This is a genomic window from Nocardia sp. NPDC005366 (assembly GCF_040606855.1).
Taxonomy (GTDB): Bacteria; Actinomycetota; Actinomycetes; order Mycobacteriales; family Mycobacteriaceae; genus Nocardia.
On sequence record NZ_JBEXFQ010000004.1, the window covers coordinates 50,096 to 74,308 of the forward strand.

Consider the following 24,213-nt stretch of genomic DNA (forward strand, 5'->3'; position numbering starts at 1 on the left):
CTCGTCGGTGGTGACAGGGGCGCGGAAACCATCCGGCGCATGGTGCGTGAGTCACGGCCCGGCGAGATCGAGATCTTGTTGACGGTGCGTCACCGACCGCGGTGGGTCCGGGTGGGTCGATCGACCGATCTGCCGTTCGCGGCGGACGCGGATACTCCGATCTGGCCGGTGGTGATCCTGGCGGCGGCCGCGGCCGTGGAGGCCGACGATCTGCAACACGACTATCGGTTGGGTCGGCGGGACAGGACCTACGACGAGCGAACCGGCGCGTGGGTTTTCGCGGGTCTGTCCGGCGAGAGATTCGAAGTGCTGAGCACCGGCGTCGAGGAATGGTTGCGCGGGATTTCCGAAGACGGGTTCGCGCGTGAGCACGGCTGGGCCGACGATATCCCGGCGGAATACCGGGATATCCCACCGGGCGAGCGCGCGGCGGTGACGGTGTTCTCCGAGCCGACCCCGGAGTTCGCGCCGGTGCTCGGGCTCGAGGGCTATCCGGACCCGCAGTCGAACGTGGACACGCTCGGCGCTGGTTCCGGCAGGGGCGGGCCGGTGGTCGCGGCCGTGACAGCATCGGTGACCGATGAGCCGCACGCGGCCGAGCGGCTCCCGGCGGCGCTGGTGCGGATACCAAGGACCGCCGCGATCCAGTTCACCGCCGACGACGGTGCTGTGGTGACCCTGGCCGCCGCGACGACGGTCGCGATACGTCTGGACGGTGTCGGACCCGACCTGATACAGGTTCTCGTCCCCGCGAGCTGGCAGCGTGCGTCGAGATGGCATACGGTCTCGCGGCGGTTGTTCACCGACGCCGGTGTGATCCTTCCGGCGCTCGTTCGGGTGACAAGCCCGCTCTACGGGCCGACGGGCCTGCCTGGCGTCATGGATGTGCGACAGGGCGAGGCCGGGACGTGCGCTTTGCTGGCCGATCTGATCGGTCTGGCGCAGCAGCATCCGGACATGGTGCGGCAGATGATTCGTCAGCGCGCCGACGGTGATCTCGAGGTGCGGTTCTTCGAGGAGATCGCGAACGGGCGAAAGACCTCGTCCGACGGTGTAGTGCAGGTCGGCGAGCCGGTTCGTCGTGAGGTGTGGGTGCCGGTCGATTCGCGGTTCTACGCCTATGCCGGTCGGATGGCCTATGCGTTGCACGTACCGGGGCAGCCGTTGTGGCCCTCGGTGATCGAGAAGGCGTGGGCGATCTTCCAGGGCGGGGACAGCGGCTACGCGGGGATCGAAAGCGCGAAGCCCGCGGTGATCGCGGCCGCACTGTGGCCCGCCGACCCCTCGGGTTCGGCCGGTCGGACACAGCTCGCACGTGGTGTGGACGACCTTGCCTTCGCGCATCCGATCATGCTCGGTATCGACGCTCTGGCGGAGTTGGTCGGCAGCCTCGAGATCGCGCGTGAGCTGCTGGATCTACAGTCGACATGGCTCGAACAGCACGTGACGTGGAGTTCGCCGGAGCGCTGGCCTCTCTTCAATGCGGAAAAGGTCCGGCTCGCCGGACTCGCACTGACCCGCGCTGAACGCGGTGCCCGACTCATCCGGTGGTTGATCGACCGCGACCCGGCGCGTTCGACCGGTTTCGCCGAATTCCTCCGGCACACGCTGGGTCCGGTCCGTTTCGCGGAACTGGAGGCCGCTCTGGCACCGATGCTGACCGAGATGCGCCGGTGGGAATCGGTCGAACCGCTGAACGATTCGGTGGTGACCCAGTGGGTGCTCGACCGCGTCGCGCAGTTGTTCGAACGCGGCGACACCGTGGTATTGGGCACCCGCGTGCTCGCCGACGGGTCGACTCGGCACCGCCACACCGACCTGATGGTGAGACACGCGTATTACGTCCTCGGTGTCGTCACCGAGCCGGGCACCGGGCGGGTGACAGGTCTGCGGCTGGCCGACCCGCACCGGAAGCAGCTCCCCGGCGGCATCACCATCCCGGCGAAACATCTCAACCAGTTCATGTTGCTCTCGTCGTTCGGACCGGGAGGCCGGTTCGTGTACGGCCGGGACGAAGTGGCCGACTCGCTGAACTCGCGCGGCGTGGCGGCCTCGCCCGATCAGCACAGCGAACTCCCCGGCCCGGGCAGCGACGAGACGGGACCGGCACCGGCCGTGGTGGCGCACGCCGACGATTCATCGAGCGAGACACCCGATTTCGGCCCCATGCTCACCGAAGAACAGCGCGCCGCCGCCGACGCGTTCCGGACTACCGACCCGCGACCGGTTTTCGTCGGCACCGATATTCCGGTCCCCGCGCGTCTGACTACCGCCGAGCCGAAATTCGTCGGCGCACAGTTGGAACCTCTCACCGAATTCGTGGAGCTGTCGCTCGTCCGGCGCGAGGAATATCGCATCGTGGTCGGTCCGGGCGGTCGTCTGTACCGCGCCGTCGACGGCAGTCTCCTCGACACCACCTGGGAAGGGCGCATGGTGGGCGGCGATCTCGACCAGCTACGAGGGCAGCGGACGCAGAATTCGGGCGATCGCCGCGCGATCTTCGCGATGGATATCTACGGCAATATGTACGCGGTATCGATAGCGCAGAGGCTGAAGAAATTCCTTTCTCCCGCAGCACTTCTCGGCGGAGCGCCCGCCGCATCCGCGGCGGTCGTCGAGGTTCGCGCGGGTGTGCTCACGGTGATGGCCGAACTCGTCGGGGAGTACGACGCGGAGGACGAACTGAACGGCGCCGCGCTGGAATATCTCACCGATCCCGGAATCGGGCTCGCCCTGCACCCGGATTTCCGGCGCATAGGCTACCTCGCCGCCGAGGGAACGCCGAGCGAGGCGCTTTCGTGGCTGGAGGAGGACTTGAATCCGGAACGGGTACTCGATTCGCACGGCCGGGAACCGGTGACCCGAGACAGGAATCCGGCGATTGTTCGTCCCATTCCGCTGGCGCCCGTCGGCGCGACGAGTCGTCTACTGATCGAACCCGGACACGAGGGCAGCCGAATCCGGTTGCGCGACAGCGCGTTCCACAGTGTCGAAACGGATCGAGGAATTCCGCTCGAGCCGCTGCCGGGAGGTGTGCTCCGGTACGGCACCGCACCAGGGATGAAGCGTGTCGACGAGCACGGGACGACCTGGTATTTCGTGACCGGCGCGAACGGCAGCGACTGGGTCACTCGCCGCGCGTTGATCGACGGGAGCTATGTCCAGGACTCGGCCGCCGGACATTTCGTCCTGCGACTCGGCGTGAGCACCGATGCGGGCCCGGTCTACTTCGGCGTGGGTGAGCAGGTCCGTGTGATGCCGGACGCGCGGGATCGCGATGGCGTGCTGTTGCTCAAAGCCGATGCCGAACAAACGATCTCGATGCCCGCACAGATGGCGGCGAGCTGGGGACTTCGTCCGAGGCGACCGGTGACGGGACCGCTTTTCGGCCCGACCGGTCCTCGGGTCGATGACCTCGAACTCCTCGAGGCCGATTCCTCGGCCCTCGCCCAGCTTCGTGAACTCGTCTCCGGTGATCCGGGCGCCGTCCGCTCGATGGTGAAATCCGAGTCGCCGGATCGGGTCGACGTGCTGCTCATGGTGGACGGTCGTCCGCAGTGGGTGCGGGTGAGTCGCTTCAGTTCGCTGGATTTCCTCGGCACGCAGGACGATCCGGTATGGCCCGTCTTCGTCCTGGAGGCATACGCCGCCCTGCGCGACGAGGAAGAGCGGCGCGATGTGCACCGTGCGTCGCGAGACGCGGAATACGATCCCGAGGCCGGAGTGTGGGTGCCCATCGCGAAGTCGGGCGACGACCAGCAGGCGCTGCACACGCGGGTCGCCGAATGGTTGGACGGAGTTCCGCAGGAGGGAGCATTCGAGTTCGAGGGCGGCAGGCCCGAAGACGGCCGTGCGATGATCGACGGTCTCGAAGCCATCGAGGTGGCCGAGGACCCGATCGAACCCGCATTGCTGCCCGCACGCGGTTTCGTCCCGGCGATCGCCCCTGCGGCGATCGACGGACCGGGGGCCGAGGTGCCCGCCGCGAATGTCGATATCCCGCTCGGCGGCATCACGTTCGAATCGGGCGGCGCGACCGTACGGCTGGTCGGCGGAACGTCGGTCGCGATGCGCTGGGTCGAGGGCGACGACGCCGATCTGATCGAGATCAACGGGCCGGGTACGTCCGGCTGGCACCGAGGGAGCGCGACGGTACTGCGGTCGCTGGGTGTATTGCTGCCGCATCTCGTGCGGGTCTCCGGACCGCTGTTCGACGGTGACGGTATTCCCAAAGCGGAAGACGTCGTACAGGGTGGCCTCGGAACGTGCTATCTGCACGCGATGCTCCGCGGTCTGGCGGCGCGGCATCCCGAGTGGATCCAACAGTCCGTGCGGGAACGCGACGATGAATTCCTGGTGCGATTCACCGGGCCGTCCGGCTACGTCTGGGTTCCCGTCGACCGGCGCTTCTACGCCTATCGCGGCCCCTTCGGCGCGGACGCCATCGCGTATGCCGCCCAGCTACCGGGGCAGCCGATGTGGCCCGCGATCATCGAGAAGGCCTACGCGATCCATGTCGGTCGTGAGGAAGGGTATGCCGGGATCGTCGGTGGCTCGGCCGGTGCGGTGGCAGCCATGCTGACGCCCGCCGAGATATGGAGTAACACCGGTCGAGAACAGGTGTTCCAAACCTCCGCCGACCGGATATTCGCGCATCCGATGACCCTGGGTCTCGACGTGCTGACGGATCTGCTCGGCAGTAGCCAGATCGCCCGTGAGCTGTTGAAACTCGATGGGGCGTGGCGTGAGTGGATGACGAGCTGGGACAATCCGGATACCTGGAACAGGGCCGACGATGCCTGGCACGCCCTGGCTCATCTTTCGGATGTCGAGCGCGGCGGGCAATTCCGCCAGTGGATGCTCGAGCACGACGCGCGCTCGTCGCTGGGTTTCCGGCGATTCCTGCAGACGACATTGTCCGAGACCGAGTTCGAGCGGCTCGACCGACATCTGGCGCCGATGTGGGCCGAGATGCGCGACTGGGAATCCGGTGAGCCGCTGAGACTTCGCTCGGTCGTACTGCGGTGGGTTCTCGAACGCATCACCTATCTGTTCGACCGCGGCGATGCCATGGGCCTGCTGACGACGCAGGGAATCTCTACGGCCCGCGCCGAGGCCGGCTTGGTCGATTCACACGGCTACACGCTGCTCGACCTCGTGACCGACACCGTCACCGGGAAGACCACCGGTGTGATAGTCGCGGACCCGAATACCGACCTGGCCGACGCGTCGACCCGTATCGTGGTCCCGGCCAGCCACCTCAACGGGTTCAGCGTCCTCGTTTCCTCCGGTGTGGGCGCGCGTGGGGCCTATGGCGACGACGTGCTGCCGGAAACTCACGACCTGACCCCCGCACCGGAGCCGGAGCCGGAGATCGCGTCCGACGGCACCGGCCCGGCGAACGCTCTGGTTCCCCAGCCGCTGCGCACCGATGTGTCCACCGGAGTCCTGCGGCTTCTGGACCGGACGCTGCTCATGAGCCCTCGCCACGCACCGGATGTGCCGATGCGGCCCGAATTGCTGGAATCCCACCGGCTGTTCGTGGGCGAGGACGGAAAGCTGTATCACGCGAAAGACGCCACGGTGGTCCACACGGCGAATGCGAAGTTCGTGATGGACACCAACGGAAACCTCTACGCCGCCGACAACTCCGATCCGACCGTGACAAGTCATACGTCGTTCCTGGGGGGTCTCCCGGTCAGCGCGGCAGGCCACCTCGTCGTCGACCAGGGCACGCTACAGGTGATGTCGGATCACACCACCCATCGCCGGCTCGATCCGAGGATGAACGATCACGCCCTCGACCTGCTCCGACAGCGCGGTCTCGCGCTGGGCAACGATTTCCAGCGCCGGGCGCACGACAATTCCTACGAACCGACGGGACTCGATGGTCCGTCGCGGGAGCGGGTCGACGAGTTGGCGCGGCAACGAGTCGAGGTCGACGAGCGTCGGGTGATGCTGCAGTACCGGGAGACGACCGTCTCCGCCCGCCTGCGGCGCGGCGTCGCCACCGCGCAGGTGCGCGCCATACTCAGCGATGAGCGGCACGCACTGCGCGATGAGCGCAAAGATCTCGACGACTGGTGGAAGACGCTGCAACGCGGGCAGGTTCGCCCGTCGGCGCTGCTCGACGGCATCTGGTCGCGGCCGCGGCCGAGTGGACCGTGGAATCGGATCGAGCCGCCGAATCTGCCGGAGAGACTGCAAGATTCGGTTACGTCGACCGACGGCGCGCTGGAGGCGGTCACCCGTTCGGCGCGGTGGTGGAACGAGCACGGCCGCCAGTGGTGGAACGATCTGCGATTCTCGACCCTGTCCCGGGAAGCGCAGCACCGCTTGATCACCGACTTCCCGATGCTGCGTGATTCCGAGGGCATTCCCGCCGAAGTGCGCGACACGCTGAATCGAAGTTATCTCCGGTGCGAACTCCTGCCGCTGATGGATGTCACCCGTGGCGCCAGCTTCCAGCGGCGGCTCGCGCTGGAGCAGACGCTGACCGACCTGTACGAGGCCGAGTTGGAGGCTCGTATCGTGGCGGCGCTGTCGGGTAACGACGTTCCGCCCGTTCATCTGCTGAGATACGACCCGGACGCGTTCAGGGGGCGTGGCTCGGTCGTATTGAGTTTCGGCAGTACCGATTCCGCGACCTCGGTCGTCTGGCATGTCCCCGGCTTGGACACCTCGATCTCCTCGATGCGCACCGCACTGGTACGCGGCATGGATCTGTATGCGGCCGCGTTGCAGCAGGACCCCTCCGCTCAGGTCGCGACCGTCATCTGGCTCGACGACGGGGCCACGCGCGGGAACGGTTCGTTCCTACGACTCGGCCGGGCGGTCGAGTCGTTGCTCGGCCGTGGCGCCGACCGCTTGCGTGACGCGTTGGCCGCCTTCGACACCGCGCGCCTGCTCGGGCCGGACGATCTACCGAAGGTCGAGGTCTACGACGAGAGATCGGAGTCGGAGGGCGGCAGCGTCGCAGACGGGCGCCGTCTCGATCGGCCACTGAACCATCGACTGGCCCAGCCCGCGGCAGCGATCAGCGTCCCGGTCGGCGGCGTCACGTTCGACGTGCCCGGCGGGAGCACCGTGCGACTGGTCGGCGGCTCGATGGTCGGGATCGATGTGCGCGACAACGCTTCCGGCGTGGTGTCGGTGTACGCGAGGGCCGAGGATGCCACCAAGGCGCGGTGGTACCGGGTGTCCACCGACGCGCTGGGTGTTGCGGTACCGCGTCTGCGGAGGGTCGAAGGGGCGCTTTTCCGGGAGGACGGCGTTGCGCGGGTCGAGGATGTGGTGCAGGGCAATGTCGGTACGTGTTACCTGCTCGCGAGCCTGATATCGCTGGCCCGGCGGTATCCGGACTGGGTCCGTCGGATGGTGCGGGAACGTTCGGACGGCAATTTCGAGGTTCGATTCACCCGGCCGGACGGCAGCGTGATCCGCGTCGCCGTGGACCGGCAGTTCTACCACTACGACACCGGTATGGCCTATGCCGCCCATGTCGAGGGACAGGCGCTGTGGCCCGCCGTCATCGAGAAGGCCTGGGCCGTAGCCTACGGCGGGGAGATGGGCTACCTCGGCGTCCATAGTGGTCTCGCGGGTTCCTCGGCGGGTATGGTGCGGCCCGCGGCGGCGCCGACCGCGTCGGGGCGGATCCAGCCGACACGCAGCTTCGACGGCGTGTTGTTCGCCGACCCGTTCCAGCTGGATCGCGACACCCTCGGCGACCTGGTGAACAGCCCCGGGCTGGCGCGAATGATCCTGGACTGGGAGTACCTGGTCACCGGGGACCGATACGGCGCGTTCGCCGACATCCTGACCACCAAGCTCCAGGACGCGATCGACACGGTGTGCGAGACGATGCTGGAAGACGGCGACGACGGCGACGAACTACTGCCATCGCATCTCGCCGCCATGGATCACGCCACGATGGTCCGCGAACTGCGCTGGAGTGACGGTCTCGCCGCCGCCGTCACGGACCTGCTGTCGAGATGGAACCGCGCCGGACACCCCGGCGAGCTGCGATTCGACGACAACCACGAGGCTTTCGAGATCGTGCTCCGAGAGCAGTGGATATCGCAGAACAACGTGTTGACCCAGCTGCGGGCGTGGGAATCGGATATCCCCCTGTCCGATACGAGAATCGCGCGGTGGTTTGCCGAGCGGATCGATCGCATCCTCGGGCACGGCGATACGGTGAACCTCAACACCGGCCCGCGGACCTCTGTCATCCAGCACGCGGGCCCCAGGCTGATTCCGACGCACGCGTATTCCGTTGTCCGCGTGGAACGGGACGGGGTGGGGAATGCCGCGGCGCCGACCGCGGTCGTGATACTCGATCCACACGGGGGACCGGAGCTCACCGTCGCGATCGAGAACCTCAACCGGTTCTACAGCATAGGCACCTCGGGCCCGGGCACCGTGTCGGCCTACGGCCCGCAAGCAGCGGGCACGGCGGACGTCAGCGCGCGTCTGGCATTGCTCGAAACCGTGGCGCTGCCCGGATCGAACGGCGCGTCCGAGCGGTCCACCATCGAGACCGATCGCCGGTGGATCGCACTGAACAAGCAGACCGCGGTCCTGTCGAACCGGCTATCGCGGGCCGGGACGAGTTCGGCGGTTCAGGAACTGCTGAACGCCCATATGTTGGAACTGCTCCAACGGCGCGAAGATCTCGGACCGGCGCAGGATTCCCCCGATCTCCCGGAGCCACCCTCGGGTGCCGACCTCGTGGATTTCGCCACGATCGTCGCGCCGCGTCTTCCGACCGAACTCGACGTCTCGGGCGCGACGGTGGATTCGGCCGCGCGCATGGCCGGTTGGTGGGGCGAGCACGGCGGGCAGTGGTGGAATGCGCTGAATTTCGCCGCTCTGCCTCGGGCGCACCGATCTCTTCTGGTGCGCGACTACCCCGCGCTGCGCAATTCCGAGGGAATTCCGGCCGCGGTGCGGGACACGCTCAACCGTGAGTACGTCTACACCCTGTTGGAGGAGTTCGCACGCGATCTTTCCCGGCACGGCGCGAACGCCGATTCGACATCGCTGTCCGATGAGCACCGCCGATTCCTGCGGCTGGACGACATGCTGTCCGTCCTGTGTGAGGCCGAACTGGAAACTCGGCTGACAGCCGGATTGTCCGGTATTCCGGCGCCACCGGTGCATCTGCTGAAATGCGATCCCGACGCGTTCGACCTGCGCGGCGCGCTGGTCATCGGTTTCGGGAATACCGACACCGCCACGCGGGTGGCATGGCACGTTCCCGGATTCGACACCGAGCGTTCCGCGGCCGGTGACGGCATCGCCCGCGCGCTGGACATGTACGCGGCGGCGAAGCAGGAAGATCCGTCGGCGGATATCGCGACCGTGCTGTGGCTCGACGACGAAACCCGGCGCGAGTCACGCGATCTCGACGGCACCGGATCGGCGGACGCGCTGGCCGCTTTCCGCGCCGGTCGTCGAACCACCGCCGCCGACCAGCCCGCCATCGAGGAATACGACGACAGGCTTACTTCGACGCGGGGCGATGCCGGGACCTCTCGGCTGGACCGGCCGGTGAATCACCCATCGAACAGGCCCGCGGCCGCGGTGATCGTTCCCGAGTCCGTCGAGGTCGAATCCGTGATCACCGGGTCGATCGTGCGCCTGATCGCGGGCGAGCCGGTGGCCGCGTTCCCCGATGACGATGTTCCCGGCTACGTCTGGGTGTTCGCCCCCCTGGAGGGGGAGGAATACAGCAAGTGGCAGTCGGTGCCCGCGGATGCCCTCGGCGTCGAGATGCCGATCGTGACCGAGGCCCACGGGCCGTTGTTCGGCGCGGACGGGTCCGTGCGCACCGCGGATGTGCTCGAGACCGGTGTGGGTTCGTCGGCGCTGCTCGCCGTGCTGCTGTCGCTGGCGCAACGTCCGGAGTGGGTGCGTCGAATCGTGCGAGAACGCGTGGACGGCAATTTCGAGGTGCTGTTCAGGACGGCCGAGGGCACTACGGTGCGGGTCGCGGTCGACCGCTGTTTCCACGCCTACGGCAGCGCCGGTGAGATGGCCTACGCGGCACATCTTCCCGATCAGCCGCTGTGGCCCGCCGTGATCGAGAAGGCATGGGCGGTGTACTTCGGCGGGGAACAGGGCTACGCGGGTGGACGCGACCAATGGTCCGGGGCCGCCGCCGAGGCGTTGCGACCCGAGGATGTCAACCGTTGGACATGGTCGACCGGGGCCGTCCGCGCCGGTGATTTCGCCCCGCATCCCATGGCGATGGGCCAGAACGCGCTGGCGACATCGCTGGGTAGCACCGCGGTGGCGGCGGAAGTGTTGGGGCTCGAGGACCGTTGGCGCACTCGCATGCGCGACTGGTACCGGGCCCAGCGGAATCGGGGCGACTGGTCGTCGGCCCGTGTTGCCTACGATCGAGCACACGCGGTCGGTCGAAACCACGCTGTCGCCAAGGGGGTGACCGGCGATCGCGCGATCGACGCCTATGCCAGGCAGTTCGCCGAGCGTGAGTTCCGGCGGTGGATGGGACTGCACGATGTTCGCTACGCCGACGGCTTCGTCGACTTCCTGAAAACGATGCTCGGCCGAACCAAGCGTCGAGAACTCGGCCTTCCCCTGCGCACCGTCCGCAGGCATATGGCCGCGGTGGATCCCGAGGTGGTGCGCGAGGAGGAGGAGAGTTTCCTCGACTCCCTGCCCGACTACGACGGACTGGAGACCCAACAGTACGGACCGGAAACGGAGTCAGGACCGATCCGCGATATCCGACCGGTGTTCGCGGGCACCGATATTCGCGTCCCGGATCGAAACACCGCGAGTGATACGGTGCTCGCGGGGGTGGCGCCCACGGCGGAAACGGCCGCGAAGGCGACACCCGCCGAGCGGGAGAGCTTCCGCATCGTGGTGGGACCGCGCGGACTGCTGTATCGATCCGACGGTGGTCTGTTCGATACCACGTGGGGCACAAATCTTCTCGGCGGCGCGAGCTCGCGTGCGGTGCTGGTTATGGACGAGTACGCGAATATGTACGCGATTCCGGAATTCGAGCAGCGCGGCGAACGGCGAACGCACGCATGGCTGCTCGGCGGTGGCCGGGCCGCCGCCGCGGCGCTGATCGACGTTCGCGCTGGCGTGCTCACACTCGTCTCGGATCAGGGCGGGGAATACGCGAACACCTCCGCACTCAACGACGCGGCACTGGATCATCTCTTCGGTTCGTCGCAGCCGCTGCGGGTCGACAGGGATTTGCGTCGGACCCATCTCGTTCGGGCCGACGGACCGTCGGCGGAGACGACGGGATGGACCGAGCAGGTGCGGCGGCACATCGTGCCGATCGAGAACACGCACACGCCCGATCCGGCCATCGACGGTCCGCTCGCGCTGGTCCCGCGCGGGGCGACGAGTGAATCCGTGATGTTCCCGAGTCGGCACCGCCACCGGATCACGTTGTCGGACAACGCCGTACGCACCGACCTCGACCAGATCCTCACCCCGTCGAATGGAATGCTGCGGCACATCCCCGGTCCGGACACGGTTCGCGACGACAACGGATCGACGTTCTACCTTGTGACCGGAGTCGAAGGCAGCGGTTTCGTCTCGCACCGCGCCCTCACCGAGTCCGAATATCTCTGGGACGCGGTCAGAGGCGGGTTCGTGCGACATCGGACGCTGCCCGGTGCGCCGGTGGCGATAACCCTGTCCGTCTACGACCGGATCTCGGTGGAACCAGGGGCGGACGAAGACGAGGTGCTCGTGAACCGGGTCGGCGGGACCCCGATTTCGGTCGCGGCGTCGGTGGCCGAGTCGGTGGGTCTGCCGCAGGTGTGGAACCTGCGCGGCCCGCTGTTCGGGCCGGAGGGCGCGGTGGCACAGGACCTGCGGGTGCTGGACGGACGACATGCGGATCTCGCCGAACAGCTGCGCGAAATCCTCCGTACCCGACCGGGTTTCATCGAGCGGATGGTGCGGCCCGTGGCGACGGGCGCGGGCGGGATCGAGCGCTTCGATGTGCTGTTGATGGTCGCGGGCCGACCCCAATGGGTCCGTATGGATCGCGCCACGTCGGCGCCGAGCCAAGCGATCCGCGACGACGATCCGATCTGGCCGATACTGCTGCTCGAGGCGCATACGAGGTCGACGTTCGTCGACGATCCGACGCCCACCGAGCGGGTTCCCGCGGCGATGGTGGTTGTTCCCGACGGCGGTCTCACCTACGAGTGGAATGGCGAAACGGTAGAACTCGCCGCGGGTGAGAACGTGGCGATCCGCCCGTATGACGACGCGCCCGATCGGATCCTGCTGTTCGACGACAGCGGGACCGGCGACAGACCGATGTGGCGGGTGATACCCCAGAACACTTTCGCGAGCCTCGGTGAGGATTTTCCCGAGCTGGTGACGGTCGGCAACGAGCTGTTCGGCCCGCACGGTCCGCGGCGGTCGGATGTGTGGCAGGGCCAGGCGGGCACCTGCTATTTGCTCGCCCCGCTCATCGCTCTGGCGCAGGACCACCCGGACTGGATACGCGACATGATCCGGCTGCGCGCCGACGGCGATTTCGAGGTGCGGTTCCTCGAGGCGGATGGCCGCGCGGTGTGGGTGCCGGTCGATCGCCGTTTCTACGCCTACGGAGACGGGGTTCTCGCCTACGCGGCCGGTGATCCCGGGCAGCCGTTGTGGCCGGCGGTGATCGAGAAGGCGTGGGCGATCTACCGCGGCTCGGACCTGGGTTACAGCGGAATCGACGGCGGACTCTCCGGCAGGATGGCGGGAGTAACGCAGCCGCGGCTGATACCGGGTGTCGCAGGCCGGACGCAGCCGACACGCGCCGTGGACGAACTCCTCGCGGTACATCCGATGGAATTGAGTCAGGACGTGCTGGCCGAACTCGTCGGCGGAGTGGATCTCGCGCACGAGGTGCTGTCTCTGGAAGACGCGTGGCGCCAATGGCTGCACGACTGGCGTAACCACGGCCGTTGGCCGAGGGCGAAGCGAGTCCGAAGGAAATTGCGCGAAAAGGGGTTCGAAGGCGAAGCGTTCGAGGACGAGTACCGGGCATGGCTCGAGGCCAATGACGCCAGAAAGTCCGTCGGCTTCGAGAATTTCCTCGCGGCGACCATGCCGAAAGGCCGATACGATGAAGTGATCGAACGCGTCGCACCGCTGTGGAGGGTGTTGGACGAGTGGGAAACCGATGCGCCGCAGACGGATTCGGTACTCACCCGATGGCTGCTCGATCGCATCGTCTACCTTTTCGAGCGGGGTGACACGGTTGTCCTCAATACCCGCGACCGAGAGGGAGAGCCGCTTCCGCACACGGGATTGCCCGACAATCACGCCTATGCCCTCTCCGGGTTGATGACCGACCCGGTCACCGGGCGTGTTACGGGTGTGAAGCTGATCGATCCCGGCAACCCCGCCGACACCGAAGGCGAGATAGTCGAAGTACTCGCTCAGCACCTCAACCAACTCGACCTCGTGTCCTCCGCGGGTGCGGGCACGAGCGCGATCTATGGCGACGCCATTCCGCCGTCCTGGATCGGAAGCAGCATGGTGGTGGAGTCGAGGGGGGCGTCGCAGCCGCGTGGCGTGTCCGGCCCGATTCCGCTTGTTCCGCCTGGCGTGTCGACCGATTCGGTGTGGACACCCGTTCGTCGGGGTTCCCGTGTCGAGTTGCCGGGCAAGCTACCGACCGATCTGCTCGATGCGGACGGCAATCCCGATGAGGTCGCCAATGCGGCGAACCTGCGCGCGAACCGGCGGTTCGACCTGCGCGCGGATACGGGGCAGTGGCTCGAGCCGTTTCCCGATGGCGTGCTGCGTCACACAGCCATGCCCGCGAGTCGGAGACTGGATGAGCGGGGAAACACGGAGTTCTTCGTGACCGGGGCGAATGGATCGGGTTGGGTTCTGCAGCAGCGGTTGACCGAGGCCAGTTATCGCTTCGGACACGACAACGGGTGCTTTGTCGCCCGGGTCAAGTTGTCCGGTCGGCCGAAGTCGATAAAACTCGCGATGAACGAGCGAGTCACGGTGACGCGGGATCCGGATAACCTGGACCGGGTTCTGGTGCGTCGTGGTGGTGAGCCGCCGGTGTCGGTGTCGGCGGAATTGGCGGCTAAATTCGGGTTGCGTGTGTCGCGTCGGCTCCAGGGACCGCTTTTCGGGAGTGATTCGGGTCCGGTTGTCGGGGATCTCCCGGATGCGGTGCCCGCGGCGCTGGCTCCGGCTGTCGCGCAGTTGCGTGCTCTCGTCCTCGGTGAAGCGGGTGCGTCCGCGATCCGGCGGATCGTGCGGGAGGATCGTCCGGGCGCGATCGATGTGTTGTTGATGGTGGGTGGTAGTCCACGGTGGGTTCGGGTGGATCGGTTCACCGATCTGCCGTTCGTCGTGGATGGTGCTCCGATCTGGCCCGCGGTGATTCTTTCGGCGTTTGCTGCCGTGGAGGCCGATGAACTGAAGCGCGAACACCGTCAGGCTCGCCGTGACAGGGAATATGACGAGGCGGACGAGTCGCGTGCGCGCGGACGCCTGCCCGCGGCCAGTGTGCGAATCCCTGAGAATTCCACGATCAGGTTCGTCTCGGCTAACGGTTACCGGGAGCGCTTGGCCGGTGGGACAGTCGTCGCAGTGCGCCTGGACGAGGGCGGGCCCGATCAGGTTTCGGTGCTTCTCACGGACAAGGGCCGTTCGCCGGCATGGCATCTGGTGGACCGCAAGGTATTCACCGACGCCGGGGTACCGTTGCCGGACCTGGTGCGGGCCACTGGTTCGCTGTTCGGTCCGGGAGATATGCCTGTCGCTTCCGATGTGCGGCAGGGTCGTGTCGGCACGTGCTATTTGCTGGCTGATCTGATCGGTTTGGTGGAGCAGCATCCGGACTGGGTGCGTCGGATGATTCGTTCGCTTCCCGACGGTGATTTCGAGGTGCGATTCATCGAGCAGATCGGTGACGGACGGCAGACGTTGCCCAACGGTGAGGTGGTGTTCGGGCGGCCGGTTCGTCGTGAGGTGTGGGTGCCGGTGGATCTGGGCTTCTACGCCTATGGCGGGAGGATGGCGTATGCGGCGCATGAGCCGGGACAGCCGTTGTGGCCCGCGGTGATCGAGAAGGCATGGGCGATCTATCGCGGCGCGGACGCGGGGTATGCGGGTATTTCCGGCGCACGCCCCGGGGAGGCCGCGAGGGCATTGTGGCCTGCGGAGACGGCCGGTGCGGCGGGCCGGGTGCTGCCGATTCGGGCGGTGGACGACCTGGCGTTCGCGCATCCCATGATGCTCGGTCGGGATGCGTTGGCGGAGTTGGTCGGTAGTGATGAGATCGCCCGCGCGTTGTTGGACGTCGAGGCGGACTGGCACGACTGGATGGCCGAAAGGTACCGCTACCCGTGGATCGGACGCCCCGACGCCCGAACGTCGGCCGGATTCGCTGACTTCCTTCGGGAGAAATGGGGCCTTTTCGGGTACTGGAAACGGTCGCGGCAATTGAAACCAATGCTGAAAGAGATGAAGAGGTGGGAGTCCACGACACCGCTGGCTGATTCGGTGGTGACCCAGTGGGTGGCGGACCGCGTCGCGGAACTGTTCAAACGTGGTGACACTGTGGTGATCGGCACCCGTCTGCTTCCCGATGGGGCCCGCGAGCACCCTGGCACCGGCCTGGTGCACGGCCACGGCTATGCCGTCTCGGGTGTCGTGACCGACGAGGTTACCGGGCGTGTGACCGGTGTGCGCTTGCTTGATCCGCACGGGCAGGGGCCGGGGAGGCGGTTCCCGAATGGGGTTGTGGTGCCGACGAAACATTTCAATCAGTTCATACTGATCTCGTCGACAGGGCCGGGTGCTCGATTCGTATACGGCTGGGACAGATTGTATTCCGATATGACCGCGGCCGTTTCGGCATCGCCGTCGGATTCGGTGCCGTCGGGGGTGGAGGAGTTCGGCGTACCGTCGCCCGTTGCGGTGGTTTCGGATGTGATCACGCCGGGCGACCAGCCGGTGGTCGACCATCCCGCGCCGTCGGAGTCGCAGCATGTGGATGCCGGTGCTGTGGAGCGTGAATATCTGCGTGCGAGTGGCGAGCTGGAATTGGACGCGCGGACAGGGATGTGGCTTCCTCCGGCGGTGACGAGTGTGGGGGCGGAGTCGGTCGAGGCGGATGCGGTCTCTCGGCCCAGGGCCACGGATGTGGACGATGGGACCAGGGTGGTGGAGTGGGTTCGCATCGGTGTCCGACCGGGGTCGCAGTCCGGTGACGGTGTGCTGTACGGCGAGTCGGATCAGGGTCCGGGGGGTGTGCGGTCGATCGTCGGAGATTTGTTCGATGAGTCGGATCTTCCGCACCTTCGGGATCTGGAGGTGTTGGAGACCGCGGAGTTCCTGGCATCGAAGTACGCGGGCGTCATGGATTGGTTGCGTGCCGCTGTCACGGACCATCCGACGGATTTGCGGGACAGGTTGCGTCGGGGTGCCGGGGACGCGGTAGAGGTGTTGTTGAAAGTGGGGGGTGAGTGGCGCTGGGTGCGCGGTGACGGTCGTACCGATCTTCCTGTGGTGACGATGTCGCCGGATCGGCCGTCGTGGCCGGTGTATTTCCTCGAGGCATATGCCCGGGTGGACGCCGGAGACGTGGTCGCGGGGGACGAGGGCGACCGTCGGTCGGCCGGCGAGCGCTCGGAGCACAAGGTCGAGCGGTGGCTCGCGGGACTGTCGGAATTGTCGTCCGATGACGAGAGTGATACGCCACCGATTGCCCCGCGCCAGGGCGATGAGGACGTTCGGTGGGACGAGTGGGCGGGGTCCCGATTCGATGCGGAGTTGGTCCCGGGGGATTCGGCGTCGCAGCGCGGCAGGGCCAGGGAGATGACGGCCGAGGACGTGGCCGATGGCGGCCGTCGGGTCCCAGATGTTGTGGACGACAGCGTGTTCGACAGTCTGCCGGGGAACGACAGTCGTGTGGGTGGTTCGCAGGACTTCCCGCAGGTGACGGGCACCGAAATCCGGCGCGACAGCGATAGCGACGAAAGTGCGCGCACGATATCCGATGTCGAGTCACCCCTCGCCATCGAGCCGGCTTCCGAGGACAGGCCTGTTGCCGCGGACGAGTCAGAGGCGCGCAAGCGCCTCCCGGCTGCGGCCGTGCAAATCCCGGGCCATCTTGCGCCCACATTTTTCGCGGACCAGTTCGGGATAGTGCAGTTGACCCCCGGTTCGTTCGTCGCGGTGCGCACGGACCTGGGCGGTGGTCCCGAGGAAATCGCGGCGGCTCTCCCCAAGGAGTTCGCGGGTCGCGTGCAAGCGTGGGCCATGGCGAATCGCGCGATATTCACCGGTTACGGCATCAGGGTGCCCGAGGTGAGGTGGGTTGCCAACCCGTTGTTCGGTCCGGACGGTGTGCCGCGGGTTTCGGATGTGCGGCAGGGTGGGGCGGGCACCTGCTATCTGATGGCGGATCTGATGGGTTTGGCCGCGCGGTATCCGGAGTGGGTGCGGCAGATGATTCGTGAGCGCTCCGACGGTGATCTGGAGGTGCGTTTCTTCGAGGACGCCGACGATGGTGCGGGGCAACGGGTTCGCCGTGAGGTGTGGGTGCCGGTGGATCGGCGCTTCTACGCGTACGGCGAGCAGATGGCCTATGCGTTGCACGAGCCGGGGCAGCCGATATGGCCCGCGGTGATCGAGAAGGCGTGGGCGATCCACCAGGGCGGATTCAGGGGTTACGCGGGTATCGAAGGCGGCTCGCCTACCGAGGTCGCGACGGCGTTGTGGCCGCAGGGCCGGGAGTCGGATCGGGGCGCGTCGACTCACGTGGTGGACGACATGGCTTTCGCGCATCCGATGATGCTCGGTCGTGATGTGTTGGCGGAGTTGGTGGGTGATGAGCCCGCGCGGGAATTGTCGGATCTCGACGGGGCCTGGCGCGACTGGATCGCCGGGTGGGTCGAGCGTGACACCTGGGCTCCCGCGATCGCGAAATACACCGAGTTCACAGCACGGGGACTGAACGATGAGATGGCCAGGGCGTTGGTCGCCTCATGGCTGCACGGTATCGATCCGCGCACGTCGTACGGTCTGGTCGAATTCCTCGAGGTGAGCTGGGGAGAGTCCAAGTTCGCTCAGTTCGAGCCGCGGCTGGCGCCGATGCTGGCGCAGATGCGGCGGTGGGAGTCGGGTGAGCCGCTGGCCGAATCGGTGGTCACCCGACGGGTTCTGGATCGTGTCGCGGAACAGTTCGAGGGGGGCGCCGTCCTGGTCCTCGGAACCAGAATGCGTCCCGATGGGGTGCGGGCGTTCCCGGGTACCGGTCTGCTGCCCGGTCATTCTTATGCGGTATCGGGTGTATCGGAGGTGTACGACGACGCGGGTACCCGACGTGTGACCGGTGTCCGCGTGATCGATCCGTTCGACAGCAGACGCGAGATCGAGATCCGGGCCGAGTACCTCAACCAGATCGAGCTGCTCGCCTCGCTCGGGACGGTCGGCCACAGCGAGCCGTCGGGTGACGGTGGCGAGATCGGTGCGTCGATGGAACTGGTTCGCCGTGGCGCGCGTATCCAATTGAAATCCGTTGACGGTGTAGGGGAATCGGGGGTGGGACCGCGAGTGGTGCGGTTCGCTGTTGCCCAGGACCGTGTCGAGTGGGATATAGCCGTGGCGGGTGTGCCATCGAAGGTGGCTGTGCAATCGACCGAATTCGTGGAGCTGTCCGAAGAGGATCGGGTAGTGGTCGAGGAGTTGGCGGGCGATGGTGACCGGGTGTTGTTGCGTCGCGGCGATGACGAATTCGCGGTGTCGGTGGCTGATGCGGCGGCGGTCGGACTGCGTCCGTTGCGGTTGATCGTGGGGGATTTGTTCGATGAATCGGGTGTTCCGCAGCCGCGGGATCTGGAGGTGTTGGACAGTGCTGAGTTGCGGGCTTCCGGGTTCTCGGCGGTGCTCGACGAGTTGCGCGGTCTGGTAGCAAATTCCCCGATGGCGCTGCGCTCCAAGTTGCGCCACGGGGTCGCGGGTGGTGTCGAGGTACTGCTGAAGGTCGCGGGTGAATGGCGGTGGGTGCGTGGGGATGGTCGTACCGATCTTCCGATGGTGACCTCGCCGGATCGGCCGTCCTGGCCGGCGCACTACTTGGAAGCCTGGGGCCGAGTGGCGGCCGATGATACGGCCGTAACCGAATCGCTCGGGGAATTCCGCGATGACGGGGCGGACTTGGCCGCACTGTTCGCCGCCGACGGCGCGTCGGTGGTGATCGGTGACCATCGACCGGTCTTCGCGGGTACCGATGTGCGGGTGCCGAATCGATCGACCGGTGCGCCGGAAATGGCCGGGGTCGAGAGGGACGGCGTGGGCGGCTGGGACTACGTCGAGATATCCCCGGCTCGGCGTGAGGAGTCGCGGATCGTGGTCGGCCCGGACGGTCGATTGTATCGGGCAATCGACGGCGGCCTCTTCGACACCACGTGGGGTACGCGCATGGGGATGGATCTCCCGGACAACGGTGGCGCGCGAATATCGCAGGACCCCCTCGACCGGCGCGCGATTCTGGTGATGGACGTGCGGGGGAATATGTACGCGATCACCATGTCGGACAGGGCGTCGCGCAAGGAGGAGATCACCTGGGCGTCGCTGCTGGACGGTGCCGCTGCCGCTGCCGCGGCGGTGGTCGAGGTTCGTGGCGGGGTGCTGACGGTGATGATGGATGTCGGTGGCCAGTACCCGATCACCTCGGCACAGAATGCCGCCGCGCTGGACACGCTGCGCTCGGGTAGTCCCGGTCTGGTGGTCGACAAGGATTTCCGTCATGTGATGCACGCCGATCGGGCGGAGATTGTCGACGAGGATTTCCGTCGGGTGATGGGCGTCGAACGCGAGGAGGACCAGCTGGATTGGATGGTTCGGGAACACGATCACCGGCGCGCCCCCGATCCGGCATTGCCGGAGCCGATCGTTCGCGTCAGCGACGACGCGGCCGGTTCCGGTCCCATTCCACTCGTTCCACCGGGGACGCTCAGCGATGCGGTGTGGATACCCGTCAACCGGGGGTCTCGCGTGGTGTTGCCGAAACTGCCCGTCGATGCGGGCGACGCGCGCAGCGCTGTCGACCGAGCCGCGGATGACGAGATTCCGCGCTATGACGTGGAAACCGAAGGGGGACAGTGGATCGAACCTTTCCCCGGCGGCTTCCTGCGCCACGGCGACGGTCCAGCGACGCGCGGAATCGACCGGAACGGGAATACCGCGTACTTCGTGACCGGCGCGAACGGTTCCGGGTGGGTTGCGTCGCAACGCCTGTCCGATCTCGGATACATCGACGAGCGTCAGAGCGGGCGCTTCGTCCTGAAGGTATCGATGCCGGGCCTGTCGAGTCAGGTATCCCTAGGATTCGGCGATCGGGTCGTCGTGGAAACGGATCCCTATGATCCCAGGCAGGTCATCGTGGAACAGGACGGCCGAGAACTGGGATCGGTGCGAGCCGATATCGCGGCGAGGTACGGATTGCGGCCGAGTCGACGCCTCGCGGGCCCGCTTTTCGGTGCGTCGGGCCCCGTCGCCGCGGACCTTCCCGATTCCGCGTTCTTCTCCGGGTCGACGGCGCTCGCCCAACTGCGAGCGCTCGTCACCGGTGCGCAGGGTGCGTCCGCGATCCGACAGATGGTGCGCGAACCCGCCGCCGGCAGGATCGAAGTGTTGCTGATGGTGCAGGGACACCCGCAATGGGTGCCAATCAATCGGTACGTCGATTTCCCCTTCGCGACGGGCACCGACGTTGCGATCTGGCCCGCGATGATCCTCGCGGCGCATGCCGCCGTGGCGGACGAGGAACTGGAGCGCGAGTACCGGCAAGCCCGGCGCGACAGGGAATACGACGAGGACGCGGGCGTCTGGGTTCCGCTGGCGGAATCCGGTGATCGGCTCGCCGCGCTACAGACCAGGGTCGGCGAATGGTTGGACGGGCAGGACGGGGAATACCTGCGCGCGCGAGATCGGGCCGACAATTGGGCCGACGATGTGCCTGCGGATTATCGCGATATTTCCCCGCGGGAGCGGGAAACGACCGTGGTCCACGTAGAGCAGGGACCGCCCATGGACACGGTCGCCCGAATCGAATTCCCCTCTGACCGGCCCGACAATGGATCGACCGAAGGTTCTGCCGCCGCCGCTGTCATCACCACATCGCCGGTGCGGCCCGACCCCGAGGACGAACCGCGGGCGGGTGCGCGCCTCCCGGCAGCGCTGTTGCGAGTCCCGCCTCATCTGTCGTTCGCGTTCGGCTCGGATACGCACGAGACGGTGCGGTTCCACGGTGGCTCGATCCTCCCGGTGCGTATGGATCTGGGCGGACCCGACCAGATCGCGGTGTATTCCCCAGAAAGCGCCGGTGGTGCGCGGGAGTGGTTCCTGATCGAGCGCAAGGCGTGCACCGACGCCGGAATCGTCGTTCCCGAAGTGGTGCGGGTTTCCAATCCGCTGTTCGGGCCGGACGGCGTACCGCGCGTCTCGGATGTGCGACAGGGTGAGGCGGGTACCTGCTATCTGATGGCGGATCTGATGGGTTTGGCCGCGCGGCACCCGGATTGGGTTCGGCAGATGATTCGGTGGAGGTCCGACGGCGACCTGGAGGTGCGTTTCTTCGAGGGAATGGTGGATGGACGGGAGAACCCGGCCGGTGGTGACGTGGTGACCGGGGAGTCGGCTCGGCGCGAGGTATGGGTGCCGGTGGATCTGCGGTTCTATGCCTACGGCAAGGACATGGCCTATGCGTTGCACGAACCCGGGCAGCCGATGTGGCCCGCGGTGATAGAGAAGGCGTGGGCGGTATACCGGGGCGCGGAGAAAGGCTACGCGGGCATCGATGGCGGGATGGCGGCCAAGGCCGCGATGGCGCTGTGGCCGCAAACCGAGGGAACAGACCGGAGCGCGCCGATTCGCGCGGTGGACGATCGGGCGTTCGCCCATCCGATGGCGCTCGGTCGTGATGTGCTGGCGGAATTGCTCGAGAGTGACGACTTGGCCGAGGAGTTGCTCGACCTCGAGGGCGACTGGCGCGATTGGATCGCCGGCTGGGTCGACCCCGACAACTGGCGCCACGCGAGGGCCATGGTCGACTGGATGCGGCAACGGGCGCGGTCGGAGGCGGACCTGAGGTCCTGGTACGTCTCGTGGCTGAACGGCATCGATCCGCAGAAGTCTAGTGGCTTGCTCGAATTCCTGCGGGTGACCTGGGGTGAAACGAAATTCGTCGATCTCGAGCCACGTTTGGCGCCGATGGTTGCGGAGATGGTGCGGTGGGAGTCGGGCGAGCCGCTGATCGAGTCGGTGGTCACCCAATGGGTTCTGGACCGTATCGCCGAGTTGTCGAAGCGCGGCGACATCGTGGTCCTCGGCACCGTGACACCGACGGGCCACCTGTGGGAGCTTCCCGGCACCGGCCTGTTGGGCGACCACGCACATGTCGTGTCCGGTGTGGTCACCGACGAGAGCACGGGACGTGTGACGGGTGTGCGGGTGATCGATCCGATCGAGCACCGACCGGGACGCCGATCAGCCGACGGAATCGTGGTTTCGGCAAAGTATCTCAACCAGTTCGAGAATTTCTCGTCGATCGGGATGGGCACGCGGTTCGCGTACGGCTGGGACCGTTCGCCGCATAGTGTTCGCGCGATGCGCGGGGACGGATCGTTCGATCAGCGGGTCGCGAGTCGGAACAGGGCGCGATGCGAGATCCGGATAAACCCTGAGGACGGCCGCTGGTACAACCTCGATGGCAGACCGATAGAATCGGGTTGGGGCACCCTCCCCCAGGGCGACGACGATTACTGGGTGCCGCGTACGCCGTCGACTCGTCATCTGGAGGTCGCGGTCGGGTTGCAGGGTCGGGTATTCCTGATGCCCCCCGAAATCGACCACAATCGGCAGAGCGCCACGCTGGCGTTCGGTGTCCCGATTATCGGAACCCTGCGGATGGAAGTGCACGACGGCGTCACCGTGTCGCTCATCGACCGGAATCGTGGCGGGCGGACCCTCCGAGCATTGGCCGATTCGGCGCTGGCGCTGTGGACGCGCCGCGGTCTGGTCGTCCATCCCGATTTCCGGCAGCTGGAGTCCGAACCCGGTGACCCCGGTGCTCTCATCGAGCGACCGCCGACCGCCGTGGTAACGGTGCGGCGATTGGATCAAGCGGTGCCGAATCTCCCCGACCCGGGGCCGTATCGTCCGTTCTTCGTCGTGCCGAACGGCACCCAACTCACGCGAATAGTGCACGCACCGCCGACTCCGCCGCGGCTGCGATTGCGGCCCGGTGTCGACGGCGAATCCGACGGCATCAAGGTCGGAGGGCATTCGCGTCGCGTCCGGTTGGTAACGGTCGCGGGGGTGGGTCCGTCCGAGGTCGGCTATCTGGTCGACGGGGGACGGTATTTCGTCGGTCAGGAAGCCGCCGACCCGAAAATCGTGCAGATCAAGTCCTTGGCAGGCGATACCTGGCGGATGGCGACCGATGACGCGGCCGCCGTCGGGCTGCGGCCCGCAGTTCAGATGACCGGTCCGCTCTGGGATCGGTCGACCGGACCCAAGCCCGAAGATGTCCCGAAGGATTTGGCGGACGCGGCGATCGTCGACGAGCTGCGTAGATTCGCCGCAGCCGACCCGGACGCCGTGAAAACGATGTTCATCGCGATGCGGCGGACGGAAAACGGCGGTTGGGCACCGGTGCGAGTGGAGGAAACGGAACTGATCGGCAGCGAGAGATTCGGAGTCGCCATTGTCGTGGACGATGATCCGATTCTGAGCTCGGTCGACCGAACCGTCTATCCGACGGCGACAGGTACGCCGGTGGCCGAACCGGGCAATCCCATCTGGCCGCTGATGATCATCAAGGCCTATAACTACCAGCTCCTGGCGCAGACGAATTGGTCCGAGAACGACATCGCCAAACGCGCCGGGTTCATCGACTGGTGGTTCGATGAGAACGCCAAGGCCGAGCGGTTGTTCCGGCGAGCACATCCCGACGACATCCCAACCGACGACGGCGGTTCCGTCTCGGCCCCGGCGAACTCCGAACCATCCGGCAGCAGCGCGCAGATTCCACCGACACCACCGACACCACCGTCACGGCGTCGGCGTGCCAGGGACATCGTCGGCCCTATCGACCCCGACGACCGCGTCAACAAGCGTCAACGTCGATAGAAGTGAGGTAACCCCCGAATGGAAGCCGCACGGATGCGCACGCTT

Annotated in this window: 1 protein-coding gene (running past one end of the window); it reads left to right on the forward strand. The window is 66.7% G+C overall.

The genetic code is table 11. From position 1 onward, the window contains the following. Nucleotides 1-24,168, forward strand: partial view of a C2 family cysteine protease gene (locus ABZS43_RS06205; RefSeq protein WP_355034742.1) — the 3' portion only. The gene continues 15,765 nt to the left of window position 1, outside the view; only the last 24,168 of its 39,933 coding nucleotides appear in the window; its start codon lies off the left edge, out of view; it ends in the stop codon at nucleotides 24,166-24,168. The last annotated feature ends 45 nt before the right edge of the window (nucleotides 24,169-24,213 follow it).